Below are 13,889 nucleotides of genomic sequence, written 5' to 3'. Positions count from 1 at the left end.
TCATGCGGCCTCAGCCCGGCACGAAACGGGCTGGGGCCGCTGCTATTCCGTCCCGAAGAACCTCGACCCGATCACGCCTCGGGTGGTGTGGTGCCTCTCGCGGATCTGGTGGCCCCCGCCGACGCCGCGACCACGCAGGCGATACCGCCCCACTGCTGGAAGTTGAGTAGTTGGCCGAGGACGGCGAGCCCGGCCAGGGCCGCGACGGCGGGTTCGAGGCTCATCAGGACGCCGAAGACGCGGGGCGGGATGCGGCGCAGCGCCTCCAGTTCGACCGAGTAGGGCAGCACCGACGACAGCATCGCGACACCGAATCCCGCTGCGAGCACGGAGGGTTCGAGCAGAGCGGTCCCCGCGCTCGCGATGCCGACCGGTGCCATGAGCACGCCGCCGAACGCCATGGCGAGCGCCAAACCGCCTCCCCCACTGGTCTTCTCGCCGAGTTTCGCGCTCAGCAGGATGTAGGCCGCCCAGCAGCCGGCGGCGGCGAGCGCGAACAGCACACCGGTCCACGCCACCGCGCCGTTCGCGCGGGTGAGCAGCAGTACCCCACCGCCCGCGAGCACCGCCCACACCGGGTCGACCCAGCGCCGCGACCCGGCCAGCGCCACCGCGAGCGGCCCCAGGAATTCGATGGTCACCGCCATGCCGAGCGGAATGCGGTCGATCGACTCGTAGAAGAACAGATTCATCGCCGCCAACACGGTGCCGAACGCCAGCACCACCGGCAGCGCCCGCCGCTCGATCCGCAGCGACGACCGCCAGAACACCAGCAACACCACCCCGGCGAAGAACAACCGCAACCCCACCGCCCCCGCGGGCCCGGTAGCCGCGAACAACTTGTTCGCCACCGCGGCCCCCACCTGCACGCTCACAATCCCGGTGAGCACCAGCAAGGTAGGCGGCACCCCACCCAACCTCTGCCGCAATCGCGCCGTCGAAAACACCTGCGGTACCAGGGATTTACGCCCCCACCCGACATCGATCGCAACCACAGGCACTCCTTCCGACTCACCCGCCCGAGCCCGCCTACCTCACCTTCCCAAAACACACCCCCTTCTCTTTGTACACACGCCTCACGAAGTTGTACTTACAACCACGACTTCGCCCCGGGGCTATACGGCACGCTCATCGAACGCATGGTCACGCCACACCCGCCTACCCCGCGAAAAGATCGTTCACCAACTCTTACGAAGTTGATCAGCCAAGACGGCACGCAACCGCCGCGCCAGCACTCCGGCCTGCTCCTGCGTCCACGGCAGCACCCCGTTCTCCGCCATCAGCGCGTGGAACTGCTGTTCGTGATAAGGCACTCCGGGCGGCAGCGGTGAGATGTGCCAGTGCACGTGAGAATTGCCTTGCTGACTGCCCAGGCTCAGCAGATAGGTCCGTTCGACCTCGACCGTCGCTTCCACGGCCTTCGCCACCCGATACACCAGGGTCATCAGCTCCAGGTAGGCGCTTTCGCTGAAGTCGCCCACCACGTGCTCGCGATGCGTCTTCGGGGCGACCAGCACATGGCCCAGCAGGGTCGGATACTTACTCAGAAACGCGATGTTGTCCTCGGTTTCCGCGACCACCTCGTGCCACCCGTCGCTGCCCGGCTCGGCGACGACCGCACAGATGAAACAGGGATTCGACCGAACTCGCTCAGCATAGACATCCACATCGAAGGGAATACGTTGCATACCAGCGATTCTGCGGTCTCCTCGCTCTGGGATTCAATAGCCTGTGCGGAAGTCGAGTGCACTCCCCGAGGCAGCGGAAATCGGTGGCGAAGATGACGGCGTCGATATAACGATGGAAGCCATGAGACCTGCCGTCGGAGCCGAACCGACTCGCTGTGCCGAATGCGGCGGCTACGAATACGGCGGCGCACCCGACTGCCACTACTGCCGCGCACTCGTCGAGGCCCTGATCGACGACGAATGGCAACTCTTCCGCGGCGAATGGCAGAACGAACCCGAAGCCGAACTCGCCCGCCTCGTCACCGCCCAACCCGACGAGCACGACTGGCGCGTCGTCGACGCCGCCCTCGACCGGATCGACTGCGACGAGTGCGGCCACCACCTCGGCCTCGGCCCGACGACCTGCTCACCGTGCAACCTCGCGCACGGATACCGTTACGCCGCAATAGAAACCGATCGTCCGGGAGTTCCGCCCGGAAACGAACACGCCATTCGCGTCAACATCTCGGTCGTCCGCCGGCCACAGGTGACCTCCGCCCAGGAACTTCTCGCCCGCCGCCTGCTCCTGCCCGCCCTGCTCATCGGCCTCCTGCCGACGACGGCCCAAGCCCAACGTCTCAGTTCCCTGATCAAAGCCGACCCGACACCCGACCGAGCCGAGGACCTGATCTCCGCCTGGCTGAAAGCGCCGGAGCGACAACGGCAGTGAGCCATTCCGTACATCTCGCTCGCTCAGCGACACCGCCGACATTCGCGGCACCCAAGTCGACGTTAAGGCGATCGCAAGTCCGCGCCGCTGTCATTTGCCGACAGCCAGGACAGCGCAGACAGGAGTTGGCTCACCATGAATCGACGAGCGAGAACCGCCCTCGGAATAGCAGCAGGCGGAATCGCGGCCGTGGGACTACTGGCACCTACCGCCTCCGCCGATCCCGAGATACACACGCTCGCCCCCGGTATCTGGTGCACGGGAATGGTGTGCCGCAACGACTCCGAACAGACCTACCGCGTCGACTGGGAGGCAATCTGCCACAACCCCGGAGCAACACAGGAATGGGTCACGGTACCGGGACAACACACCTGGGTAGGCCCGCACAACTGGGCAGGCATGCGCGCCGACTGCCCCGTCGAACAGGAACCCGGCCAATGGGTCCAAGACCCGCCCTACTACACCGACTACTACACCAACGGCCCGCACTACCTCATTCACCCCCAGCCCCGCTGGGTCCCCGGCGACACCCACAGAGGCGTGGTCCGCGACGCCCACTACCTCGAAGCCACCCCGGACAATTCACAGCCACCCGCCCCCTCCCCCCTCCAATCTCTCCTCGGCCTCCCCAGCGGATCAGCCGGCTGAACGGCGAACTTCCCGACGCCGAGGTTCTCCGCAATCCCACAGAACATTCCGCGGAATCCCACTCGACGTCTGGACATCCCTAGACGTTGCTCCGGTGAGGCCGTGACCGCACGCGGTATCAAGCACTCGCACCCGCAATGCGCTTGATCTCGGGGTGGAATCTCCTCTACCGTCCACCTCACGTCGGTCGCGCACTCCGGGAGTTGTGGTCGCTCGCCGCTGAACGGAGGTTGTCGTGCACAAGTTGATGGTCCTGTATCCCGAACCCGCCGATCCCGACCAATTCCGCGACTACTACGTGAACAACCACCTCCCGCTGGTCGCGCGGATGCCCGGCCTGCTCGCGTGGCGCTACAGCTTCGAGGTGGCGGCGACGCAGGGGCAGTCGCCGTACTTCGCGGTCTTCGAGGCCGAATTCGCCGACGCCGCGGCAATGACCGCAGCGAGAGAGTCTCCGGAGGGCCTGCGGGTGGCTGCCGATGTCGCCAACTACGCCACCGGTGGCGCGGTCGTCATCCACTATCCGGTTCAGAACGGCACCTGCTGAACCCCATCGCCGTATCCGCGGTGCACCATTGTTCGCGAGATCGGTCCCCGCACTCTTCGGCATGAGCGTTCAACGCTGAGATCTGCTGTGCGGCTCCGGTGCAACTACGCTGCGCTGGAACCGAAATGCTGCCGGTAACGTTCCGGCGTGGTGCCCACGCGGCGGGCGAAGACCCGATGCAGGGTCTCGCCGTGCCGGTAGCCGACCTGGCGGGCGATCGCCCCGACGGTCAATTCGGTGGATTCCAGTAGGCGCCGCGCGGATTCGACGCGCAGATCTTCGATGAATGTGGCCGGGGTGCTTCCGGTTTCGGCGCGGAAGGCACGAGCGAAACTGCGTTCGCCCATGCCCGTGCGGCGTGCGAGGGCGGCTACGGTGAGGTCCTCACCGAGGTGGTCGGGCAACCACTGCTGCACCGCGCGAATCGCCGGAGTCTTGGCCGGCTGGGCGCGCAATTGGGCACTGAATTGCGCTTGTCCGCCCGGCCGCCGCGTGAAAACCACGCAGAGCCGCGCGATCATGGCGGCAGTTTCGCGGCCGTGGTCGTCTTCGACCAGAGCCAGCGCCAGATCGACGCCCGCGGACATCCCCGCCGATGTCCAACGATCGCGGTCGCGGACGTATATCCGGTCCGGTTCGACGGTGACCCGCGGAAACCGCTGGGCGAGTATGCCGGTTGTGGTCCAGTGGGTGGTGGCTCGGTAACCGTCCAAGAGCCCAGCGGCGGCGAGCAGCAATGCACCCCCGCACACCGACGCCACTCGCCGGGCCTTGCGGGCAAGGTCTGCCAATTCCGGAACCACTTCGGCGGCACCGGGGCCCGCGACATCACCGCCGACCACGACGAGAGTGTCGAAATCCTCGCCCACGGCGATATCGGTGAGCGAATGTTCGACCGAGAGGGTCAGGCCGCCGCCGGCGCTGATCGCGCGACCACCGGGCGAGGCCGTCAGCAAGCGATACGGCGGTGTCGTGGCACCACCGTTCGCGATTTCCGCCTCGGCCCCGGCGGTGATCACATGCCACCACAGCTCCGGTGGCAGCTGACTCGACGGCCGCTCGGCGATCTCGTTGAGTAGCGCGAACACGTCCATCGGTCCGGCTAGTTCGGAGATCTGCATGCCTTGGAAGACAACGAAAACGATGGTGCGAGGGGCCGGCATCTCGCCATCATCGCAGTCGCCGCGGTCGGTCGCCACGGTCAGTGGCTGAGCGATCCCGCTGGATCGCGGGTGGTGTGACGGTCCAGGAAGGGGATCATCAGTGCGGCGACTCGGTCGGGGAATTGGGCGTGGGGATAGTGTCCGCCCTGGTCGACGACGACCGCCTGGCCGAGACCCGGTGGCAGGGCCGCGACGATCCTGTTGCCCTCCGCTTCCGGGTCGGCGTAGTCCGGGTCCTCCGAACCCATGATCACCAGTGCGGGACAGCGGACTTCGGCTATCCGGGCGTGCGCGTCCGCCGGAGTCGTCTTGCCGGTCTTGCGGAATTCGGCCCACCTGCCGGGCTGCGCCAAGAGGTTCCGCAATTCGTGTAGGTGCCGGTCCTGGTCGGCGGGTTTGGTCGGATAGGCCACACCCTCGAGATAGCGGAACCACAGGCGCGGAGAGTTGAACAGCTGCGTGCCGATCAACTGGCTTATCCCGCGACGGTATCGGCGGACCGACCAGAATGCGCCCAGATCGAGGCCGACGGTCAGCGTGAAGGGATTGATCTCGACGATCGCCGATACCAGTTCCGGGGCCTCGGCCGCCGCGATGGTCACCGACCCGCCCGCCAGCGAATGCCCGACGAGCACTGCCGGACCCCCGAAATGCCGGACGACGCCGAGTATGTCGAGGGCGACGTCGGTGCGGCTGATGGCGGATTTGCCGGTGACCGAGGGCCAGTCGAGGCTGGATTCGCCGTGGCCGCGCATATCCATATTCACCACGCGGTATCCGGCCGCCGCCAAGGGGCCGATCAGATGCCGGAAATCCTGGCGCCGGCACCCCATGCCGTGTGCCAGCACCACCAAGGGGCCGTCGCCGACCACGTCACACGCGATCTGTCCGTTTTCGAGGTCTACGAACTCGGTCATCTGCCGGTCCTTCCAAGCGATTCGATCTCCCGCCGCGGGTTGCGGCATGTCGGAATTGAACGCCGGGATCGGCAGGCGGCCGAGACCCCTGGCGGAACGAATCAGTCGGGTGGCCGATCCGGTCAGTCGCTGCGGAATCGTCGAACCTCGCTGCCGTCACATAATCGCCTGACAGTTCCCCTGCCGGGGGCCGCTCTTGAGGACCGGTCAAGATAGCATCGGGTCCGGAAACAAAGGTCAGGACTGGAGATGCCTCGCAACAGACGTCCGCAGGATCGGGAAGAGAAGCGTGCGGAGATAATCGTGGCCGCTCGGCGATTGTTCGTCGAGGAGGGATACGACGCCGCCTCGATGGCGCGGATCGCGCGCGACGCCGGAGTGGTGTCGAACACGCTGTACTGGTACTTCCAGGACAAGGACGCGGTATTGATCGCGGTCCTGGACGCGGTCCTGGCCGACTCGATGGCCGCCTACAGCGAAGTGCTGGGCTCGAGCCTGGCTGATCGGCTGTTATGGCTGGTCGAGGAATTGGAGCAGTTGGGCCGGTTGGTGAGCACGGTGCACACGCGCGCCGAGGAGTCCGCGGCAATCCAGGAATGGCACGAGCAGTTCCACGCGCTGGCCGAGGGATTGTTCCGAGCCGAGCTGATCGAACTCGGCGTGCCCGCCGACGACGTGGATTCGCTGGTCGCGATCGGCGTTTTCGTTGTCGAGGGATTGCTGACGCATCCGGCGGAGCAGGCGCAGCGGCGCGCGGTGATCGAGACGCTGCTGAACAGCGCTCGCGGCCTTGCCGCAGCCGCCCGCTGAACGCCTGGACTCCAGCCCACAGTGGGCTACTGCGTGATGCGTGCGGTGTCGTCGAATTGTGTTGCCAGGAACGAGAGTTGGTCACGCACGGCGCGTTCGAAGTGCTCGCCCACGTAGATGTCGAAGTGGTGGCAGGGGTAGTTCTCGACGTGCACGTGTGCGAGTCCCCGCGCGCGACGCTTCGTGGTCTTCGCGGGCGCGGCGGCGTCGTTGTCGCAGACACACAGCAGCGTCGGCGTGCTGAAGCGAGCCAACGCGCGACCGGGCCGATAAAGCGGAAGGTGCAGCACCAGCCTTGCGGCCAGTGCGTTGGCGGCATCGAATTCGCCGTCCGGGCCGCGCATTACACCCCATACGCTGTCGCGCCCGACACCGCTCGCGGGTTCTTCCGCACCGTCGATTTCGGTCAGCTCGATATTCTTCGACACCTGAGCCCGCACCGACGGCAGCCGTTTCAACACCGCACTCGTGCGCCGCGAGAGCCGGGTCCCCGCGGGCAGGAGCGCGGAAGCACCGGCGAGAGCGTCGGGTGAGGCCACGAACGCGGGCATCCAGGACGTCCCCGTCATCGGCAACAGGATCGGCTTCGCGCCGAACCAGGAACCGACTGTGTCGAGGACGCCGGCCACTGTCAGCGCTACCGCACTCAGCGGGTTGACCCGCATACGCGACCACAACGATGCCGGTCCGTCGGTGAAGGGGCACTGGGCCACGACCGCCGCGATGCGGGTGTCCTCGGAGGCGATCTGCAGGACATGTCCGCCGCCGAAAGAGCTGCCCCACAACGCGATCCGGTCGACATCGACCTCCGGCAGGGTGCGCGCGAAGGCCAGCGCGGCATGCCAATCGGCGCGTTGCCGGCCGATGTCGAGGAGCTGGCGCGGCGCTCCGCCGCTGGCCCCGAGGTGACGGTAGTCGAACACCAGCACCGACCACCCCGCCTCGGCGAACCGTTCCGCGTAGGCATCCAGGCGCATCTCCCGCACCGCGCCGAGCCCGTGGCCCATGATCACCATCGGGCGCGGGCCGGTCACGTCGGAGGCGGTGTACAACCAGGCCGCGCACTCGTCCTGGCCGGAGGGAAACGAGACCTCACGCCGTCGCACCGTCGCCGCCTCGCGCCGATCGGCAGACTCACTGATTTCCATGACTCGCGCCCTCCGCTTCACCACCGCTCTTCTTGGACGCCATCCAAGAAGTAGGTCGTGGCTACAGTAAAGGTTTCTTGGACGCCAGTCAAGAAGTCGGGGGCCACGGGGCTGCGCTGACGGCGACCCGAACCCGCACGCCGGCCGCTGACTACCTCCGAACCGAAGCACGACATGAGGACTCACCGCCGAAACCGAGATTGGTAGAACTCGAGGGTGAACAACTTCTATCACCTGTGCTTCGTCGTCCAGGACATCCGGCGCGCGACCGAAGATCTCACGCGCGTGCTGGGCGTGCGGTGGAGCCCGATCCGCACCGGAAAGCTCGGGGAGTGGGAATACAGCATCGTCTTCTCCGCCGACGGGCCACCATTTTTCGAGGTGATCCAGGGCGATCCCGGTAGCCCGTGGGATGCGACGGACGGTTCTCGGTTCGACCACATCGGTTACTGGTCCGAGGACGTCGCGACGGACAAACATCGGCTGGCGGAGCGGGGTGCTCCGATCGAGTTCGATTCCTGCCCCTACGGGCGATCCTTCACCTATCACCGCATCGAAAGCATCGGTGCGCGAGTCGAACTGGTCGATCTCGCGGTCCAAGAAGGGTTCTTGAATTCATGGAATCCTGGTGGGGCTCCGATGCCCGGCCTCGATCTCGGCAACCCGGCATCCGAACCGTGACGCTCAGGACTTGGCCAGGTACTCCAAGCGCTCGCCGTCGACGGCGGCTCGCATCATGGTGGCGAGGCCGGGGTGTTTCTTCAGTCCCGGGTCGGCCTCGACCAGCTCGCGGGCGAGTTGTTGTGCGGCGGTGATGACTTCGAGGTCGTCGAGGAGGGAGAGCAGGCGCAGGGAGCGGGCGGTGCCGGACTGGGCGGAGCCGAGTACGTCGCCCTCGCGGCGCTGGCGCAGGTCCAGGACCGAGAGTTCGAAGCCGTCCAGAGTTCCCGCGACGGCCTCCAGCCGGACCATGGCGCCGCCCATCGGCGAGGTCTCGGTGATCAGCAGGCACAGGCCCGCGTGCTTGCCGCGGCCGACCCGGCCGCGCAGCTGGTGCAGCTGACTGACGCCGAAGCGGTCGGCGTCGACGATCACCATGACCGTCGCGTTGGGCACGTCCACGCCGACCTCGACGACCGTCGTGCACACCAGCACGTCGACCTCGCCCTCGTTGAAAGACCGCATCACGCGGTCCTTCTCGTCGTTGGGCAGCCTGCCGTGCAGCAGCCCGACCCGCAGCCCCGCCAGCTCACCCGACCGCAGCGTGTCGAACATGTCGACCGCCGCGTGCGTGGTCGGAGGCTCTTTCTCCTCGGCCGCTTTTCCCTTGCGGCCCTTGCCGGTTGCGCCGTCCTCCTCGTCGCCGATGCGCGAACACACCACGTACGCCTGCCGCCCGGCGGCGACCTCCTCGCGGATGCGCTCCCACGCGCGGTCCACCCACTTCGGATGCATCTTGGCGGGAACCACTTTCGTGGTGATGGGCGACCGGCCGCGGGGCAGTTCGGTGAGCGTGGAGGTCTCCAGGTCGCCGAGCGTGGTCATGGCGATGGTGCGCGGAATCGGCGTCGCGGTCATCACCAGCAGGTGCGGGGTGAGGCCGCGCTTCGCCTTGGCGCGCAACGCGTCCCGCTGCTCGACACCGAAGCGGTGCTGCTCGTCGACGATCACCATGCCCAGGTTGTAGAACTCGACCGCGTCCTGGATCAGCGCGTGGGTCCCGATCACGATGCCGGCCTCGCCGGTGACCGCGTCCAGCAGCGCCGCCTTCTTCGCGGCCGCCGACATGGATCCCGTCACCAGCACGACCTTGGTGGCATTCTCCGACGCGCCCAGCTCCCCCGCGTTCCCGAGGTCGCCGAGCATCGCGCGCAGCGACCGGTAGTGCTGTGCGGCAAGGACTTCCGTCGGCGCCAGCAGCGCGCACTGCAATCCGGCGTCGACCACCTGCAGCATGGCGTGCAGCGCCACGATCGTCTTGCCGGAGCCGACCTCGCCCTGTAGCAGCCGATGCATGGGGTGCGGGCGGGACAGGTCGCCGGAGATCTCCGCGATCACCTTCTGCTGCCCGGCGGTCAATTCGAAGGGCAGGCGCTGCTCGAAGGCCGTGGCGATGCCGTCGCCGCGGGGCGGGCAGGCCTGTGCCGCACGGCCTTCCGCGTCGTGACGGCGCTCGGCGAGCACCAGCTGCAACGCCAGGGCCTCGTCGAAACGCAAACGCTCCCTGGCCTGGTCGATGTCGGACTTGCGCTCGGGCAGGTGGATGAGCCGCAGCGCGTCGGTGACCGGCATCAGCTCGCGTTCGTCGCGAAGATCTTGCGGCAGTGGGTCGTCGATCGGATCGAGCTGGTCGAGCACCTGGCGCACGCAGGCCAGCACGTCCCAGCTCTGCACCTTGGCCGTGGCCGGATACACCGGGATGTACTCGCGCTCGAAGAACGAGACATCCACGCCCTCGGCGCCTTTCGCGGTCTGCGCCAGCCCGCGCAGGCTGCCGGAACCGCGCACGGAGGTCAGGTTCTCCACCGACTCACCCGCCTCGGGCATGATCAGGTACGACGGGTGCGAGAGGTTCCAGCGGTCCGGCCGCCAGTAGTGCACGGTGCCCGACATCATCGCCCGAACACCTTGCTTCACAAGGTAATTCACCTTGTCGCCGTTGAAGAAGGTGATCTCCACCGGGCGGTTGGCGCCGGTGTCGAGTTCGACCTTGAGCAGGTTGCCGCGGCGCTGGCGCATCGGGCGCTTCTCGGTCTTGGTGACCCGCCCGACGACCGTGATGTGCGCGCCCTCCTCGGGCGCCTCCTCGGTCAGCGGCTGGCCCTGCGTCGCGTAGCGCAGCGGGTAGTGGCGCAGCAGGTCCTCGACGGTGTGCATGTCGAAGGCGTCGGCCAGCGATTCGGCCGCCTTCACACCCAGCACCTGGTCGAGCCGGTCTCGCAGCGTCGTCATCTATTCCACCCCGATCTGCACCAGGTCGGCGGCCTGTCCGCCGGTATAGGTGATGACCTCCACGCCCGGGAAGGTCACGGTGATGTGCTCGGTCAACTCCTCGCCGAGGCCGGGCGGCGCGTCCGCGCCCAGCAGTAGCGTGACGAGTTCGCCGCCGAGGCCGAGCATTCGGTCCAGCAGGGTGCGGGCGGCCGCGCCGGCGTCCGCGTCGATCACGACGACGTCGTTGCCGACCAGGCCCAGGCCGTCGCCTCGCTCGCAGGTGCCCACGATGGTGAGCGCGCGCTCGCGAGCGACCCGCAGCGCGCCCCAGCGGGTGGCGGCGGCGGCCTCCGACATCGCGAACACGTCGTCGGCGGCGGTGCGGCCGCCGTCGTGCAGCGCCAGCGCCGCCAGGCCCTGGACCATCGAACCGCTGGGCAGCATCAGCACGTCGCGGCGGCCGTCGCGGGCGGCGACGCTGACCGCGACCAGTTCGTGTGCGGGCAGCGCGCCGTTCGGCAGCACCACCACCTCGCGATGCGGCATGTTCCGAATGGCGGACAGCAATGCGTCGGCGGTGACCTCGCCTTCCAGCACGACGGCCCCGGCGTCCTCGAACAACCGTGCCGCCCCCGCACCGGTCACCACGGCCAGGATCCCGCGATCGGCCGCACCGTCTTCGGCATGCGAGGACACCGCCAGGCCTTCGATCCGGATCCCGCTCAGCTGCCCGGCCGCCAGACCGGCCTCCACGGCCGCCCCCGCATCGGCACAGTGCACGTGCGCCGACCAGGTACCGTCCCCATCCCCGACCACGACGACCGAATCCCCCAGTCGCGCAAGCGAATCCCGCAGTGCGTCGATGCGCCGCTCCTCGGTCCCCGTCAGCAGATACATCACCTCGTACTGCGGCCGCGCAACCGATCCCTCCCCTACCCCGCCACGGAAAACCGCCGCCACAGCCTGTCCCGCCTCCGCCCCGGGCCGCGCGGGAATCGTTGCCCGCGCCGCCGGGTCAACAGCCGTCGCGACTTTGCCCTGGGGCTTCGGCGAAGCGGTGGTCTCGAGGGCGCACCCGCCCGGCCCGGCGGTCGAGGCAGCGATGCCGTCCGGCGGCGGCACGGCGGCTACGTTCTGCTCGAAGCGTGCCGACCAATCGACAGCGTCTCGCCGCCGTGGCGAATTCTCGTCCGGCGGCAAAGGCCGACGGCCGTTGGTCGGGCGCGCCTGGCCGGGGGCGGGGACCCGCTCCGATCCCGCGTACGCCGGACGTGCCGGAACCTGGCCGGTCACCTCGGTGACCAGGGCGTCCAGCAGAACGAGCAATCCGCGTGCCCCCGCGTCCACCACGCCCGCGGCACGCAGCACGCTCAGCTGGGAAGGTGTGTCGCCCAGCGCTTTCGAGGCTCCGTCGGCCGCCGCCTGCGCGACCGCGGCGAGAGTTTCCTCGGCGCAGTCACCGGCGCGGTCCGCGGCGGCGTCGAGCACGGTCAACATGGTGCCTTCGACCGGTTCGCTCAATGCCTCCCGCACGAGCACGGCGGCCCGCCGCAACGCCACTCGCAGAGTCGCCGCCGTAAGCGGCTCACTCACCACCGCCTCAGCGATCCCCCGCAACACCTGCGACAAAATAATCCCCGAATTCCCCCGCGCCCCCGCAGTCGCCGCCCGCGCCATCGCCGCGGCCACGGCCCGCACCGACCCCTCCGCCCCACCGACCTCAGCCGCCCCCTCGACCACCCCCGGCACCGCCTCGGCCGCTACCACCGCGGCCCGCATGGTCGCGAGCAGGTTGGTCCCCGTGTCGGCGTCGGCTACGGGGAAGACATTGAGGGCGTTGATCTCGTCGCGGTGGTGGTCGAGGCCGTCCAGGCAGAGGCGAGCCCAGCGCGCCAGCGCAGCACCGTTCAGCTCCTCCCGGACCCCGGGCACGTCGCCGCTCCTCTCACCGCAGTCCATTGCACGACACCCCGTTCGCCAGCGTAATAGGCCCGACCGACACATCCGCAGCGCAGTCGCACATCGCTCCGACTGCCGTTGTGCGCGATCTCACAGGCGGCGAGTTCCCGCGTGCGGGCAGTCCACCCGCGATTGGACATCGATCACCGGCCCCCGCTACTCTTGCAGGGTTGCCTCACGCGACCGTCTTCGGTTGCGTTCGCCCACGGGTCTCCGCGGGCAGGCATTGACGACAAGTTTCCGGACAGGCTGTCCCTCCAAGACAGCGGTCCCCACATGACATGAAGGAGCTCGCGACTATGGCTGCCGTCTGCGACGTCTGCGCCAAGGGCCCCGGCTTCGGTAAGTCGGTTTCGCACTCGCACCGGCGCACCAACCGTCGCTGGAACCCCAACATCCAGACCGTCCGCGCGCAGGTCGCGCCGGGCAACACCCGTCGGATGAACGTGTGCACCTCCTGCCTGAAGGCGGGCAAGGTCGTCCGCGGCTGAGCTGCGCGAACCCGTAGAACGGCGCCCCGGCGCACCCGAGAGGGTGACCGGGGCGCCGTTGTCGTCGGCAGGTCCGGAGAGATCATGACCGAACGCACCTGGCGGATCGCACCGCTGGCCGCCGAACACACCCGCGGCCTCGCCGAATGCCACATCGCCTGCTGGCGCGAGGCCTACCGCGACCTGGTGCCGCCGCACGTGCTGGCCGCCTTCGACGTGGACCGCCGCGCCGAGCAGTGGGAGCGTGTCCGCGTCCGCTACCCCGATTCCACCGTGGTCGTGCTGGCCGCGGACACCGTCATCGGCTTCGCAAGTAGCGGCCCGTCCCAGGACGAACCCCCGGTCGCCGCGCGCGAACTCAACGCCATGTACGTCCGCGCCGCGTGGTACGGCACGGATGTCGCACACGAACTGATGCGCGCGGTGCTGCGTCCGGACACCGACACGTCGCTGTGGGTGTTCGAGGACAATCCGCGCGCCCAGGCGTTCTATCGAAAATACGGCTTCGGACTCGACGGCACCCGCCGAGTCGAAGCCTTCACGCCCGCATGGGAAGTGCGCATGGTGCGCACGCCCGGACCGATCAGTTGGCCCCGCCGATGCACTGCACGTCGGAGCTGATGCTCTGCAGCGCGCACAGTCCGAAGGCATTCACGTTCGACGACAGCGAGGCCGAACCGGTCTGCGGGTCGTAGAGCGCCAGCACCGGCGCGCCGTGCTCGGGGACCGTCTCCTGCGGGGTGGCCGGCTCCAACCGCAGCGGCGCGGCCTCGGCGACGGCCGACGCGCCGAGGATGGCCGCTCCCGCGGCAACGGTGACGACAGCGCCACGCACGGACTTCTTCTGCATGCAACTTCTCCTGGTTAGCTCGAAC

15 protein-coding genes are annotated in these 13,889 nt (G+C 68.1%); 7 read left to right on the top strand and 8 right to left on the bottom strand.

Annotated features, from left to right (window positions below; all coding sequences use genetic code 11):
• Positions 1-71: 71 nt before the first annotated feature.
• Positions 72-908, bottom strand: coding sequence for an EamA family transporter (locus IU476_RS19925; protein ID WP_324194150.1), 837 nt, complete (start codon positions 906-908; stop codon positions 72-74).
• A 270-nt stretch (positions 909-1,178) separates the two neighbouring features.
• Positions 1,179-1,688 carry an HIT family protein gene (locus IU476_RS19920; RefSeq protein ID WP_195102257.1) on the bottom strand — a complete coding sequence of 170 codons (510 nt, stop codon included), beginning with the start codon at positions 1,686-1,688 and terminating at the stop codon, positions 1,179-1,181.
• Positions 1,689-1,809: 121 nt separating this feature from the next.
• Here IU476_RS19920 and IU476_RS19915 point away from each other — a divergent pair, with 121 nt between their 5' ends.
• From IU476_RS19915 to IU476_RS19905, 3 genes are all read left to right on the top strand, one after another.
• On the top strand, positions 1,810-2,397 hold the full coding sequence (locus IU476_RS19915; RefSeq protein ID WP_195102256.1) for a hypothetical protein: 588 nt from the start codon (positions 1,810-1,812) through the stop codon (positions 2,395-2,397).
• A gap of 189 nt (positions 2,398-2,586) precedes the next feature.
• Complete coding sequence (locus IU476_RS19910; RefSeq protein WP_195102253.1) at positions 2,587-3,045, top strand: hypothetical protein; 459 nt, start codon at positions 2,587-2,589, stop codon at positions 3,043-3,045.
• Between the two features lie 235 nt (positions 3,046-3,280).
• Complete coding sequence (locus tag IU476_RS19905; RefSeq protein ID WP_195102251.1) at positions 3,281-3,592, top strand: EthD family reductase; 312 nt, start codon at positions 3,281-3,283, stop codon at positions 3,590-3,592.
• A gap of 104 nt (positions 3,593-3,696) precedes the next feature.
• Here the strand turns inward: IU476_RS19905 and IU476_RS19900 are convergent, their stop codons facing one another.
• Positions 3,697-4,755: a GlxA family transcriptional regulator gene (locus IU476_RS19900; RefSeq protein WP_195102249.1), complete on the bottom strand. Its 1,059-nt coding sequence runs from the start codon at positions 4,753-4,755 to the stop codon at positions 3,697-3,699.
• A 38-nt stretch (positions 4,756-4,793) separates the two neighbouring features.
• A complete protein-coding gene (locus tag IU476_RS19895; protein WP_195102248.1) occupies positions 4,794-5,672 on the bottom strand; it encodes an alpha/beta fold hydrolase in 879 nt (292 codons plus the stop codon).
• A gap of 249 nt (positions 5,673-5,921) precedes the next feature.
• Between IU476_RS19895 and IU476_RS19890 the strand changes: the two genes are divergently transcribed.
• Positions 5,922-6,482: a TetR/AcrR family transcriptional regulator gene (locus IU476_RS19890; RefSeq protein ID WP_195102247.1), complete on the top strand. Its 561-nt coding sequence runs from the start codon at positions 5,922-5,924 to the stop codon at positions 6,480-6,482.
• A 26-nt stretch (positions 6,483-6,508) separates the two neighbouring features.
• Here the strand turns inward: IU476_RS19890 and IU476_RS19885 are convergent, their stop codons facing one another.
• Entirely contained in the window at positions 6,509-7,630 is a 1,122-nt protein-coding gene (locus tag IU476_RS19885; RefSeq protein WP_195102246.1) for an alpha/beta hydrolase, read from the bottom strand.
• A gap of 216 nt (positions 7,631-7,846) precedes the next feature.
• Between IU476_RS19885 and IU476_RS19880 the strand changes: the two genes are divergently transcribed.
• The gene (locus tag IU476_RS19880) at positions 7,847-8,311 is read left to right on the top strand and encodes a VOC family protein (RefSeq protein ID WP_195102245.1); all 465 of its coding nucleotides are present in this window, start codon (positions 7,847-7,849) and stop codon (positions 8,309-8,311) included.
• A gap of 3 nt (positions 8,312-8,314) precedes the next feature.
• Here IU476_RS19880 and recG read toward each other — a convergent pair whose 3' ends face one another.
• Positions 8,315-10,582: an ATP-dependent DNA helicase RecG gene (recG, locus tag IU476_RS19875; protein ID WP_195102244.1), complete on the bottom strand. Its 2,268-nt coding sequence runs from the start codon at positions 10,580-10,582 to the stop codon at positions 8,315-8,317.
• The gene (locus tag IU476_RS19870) at positions 10,583-12,523 is read right to left on the bottom strand and encodes a DAK2 domain-containing protein (RefSeq protein WP_195102243.1); all 1,941 of its coding nucleotides are present in this window, start codon (positions 12,521-12,523) and stop codon (positions 10,583-10,585) included.
• Positions 12,524-12,822: 299 nt separating this feature from the next.
• On the opposite strand from IU476_RS19870, the gene rpmB reads away from it, so the two are divergent.
• Together rpmB and IU476_RS19860 are read left to right on the top strand one after the other, a co-directional pair.
• Entirely contained in the window at positions 12,823-13,014 is a 192-nt protein-coding gene (rpmB, locus tag IU476_RS19865) for a 50S ribosomal protein L28 (protein WP_011210730.1), read from the top strand.
• Positions 13,015-13,098: 84 nt separating this feature from the next.
• Complete coding sequence (locus IU476_RS19860) at positions 13,099-13,635, top strand: GNAT family N-acetyltransferase (RefSeq protein WP_195102241.1); 537 nt, start codon at positions 13,099-13,101, stop codon at positions 13,633-13,635.
• On the opposite strand, the gene IU476_RS19855 is transcribed toward IU476_RS19860, so the two are convergent.
• Complete coding sequence (locus tag IU476_RS19855; protein WP_195102239.1) at positions 13,598-13,864, bottom strand: hypothetical protein; 267 nt, start codon at positions 13,862-13,864, stop codon at positions 13,598-13,600. The genes IU476_RS19860 and IU476_RS19855 overlap by 38 nt on opposite strands.
• Positions 13,865-13,889 lie beyond the last annotated feature (25 nt).

It is taken from the genome of Nocardia blacklockiae (assembly GCF_015477355.1).
GTDB classification, from domain to species: domain Bacteria; phylum Actinomycetota; class Actinomycetes; order Mycobacteriales; family Mycobacteriaceae; genus Nocardia; species Nocardia blacklockiae.
The sequence above is the reverse complement of the archived record's forward strand: the minus strand, read 5'-3'. Positions and strand labels throughout refer to the sequence as shown.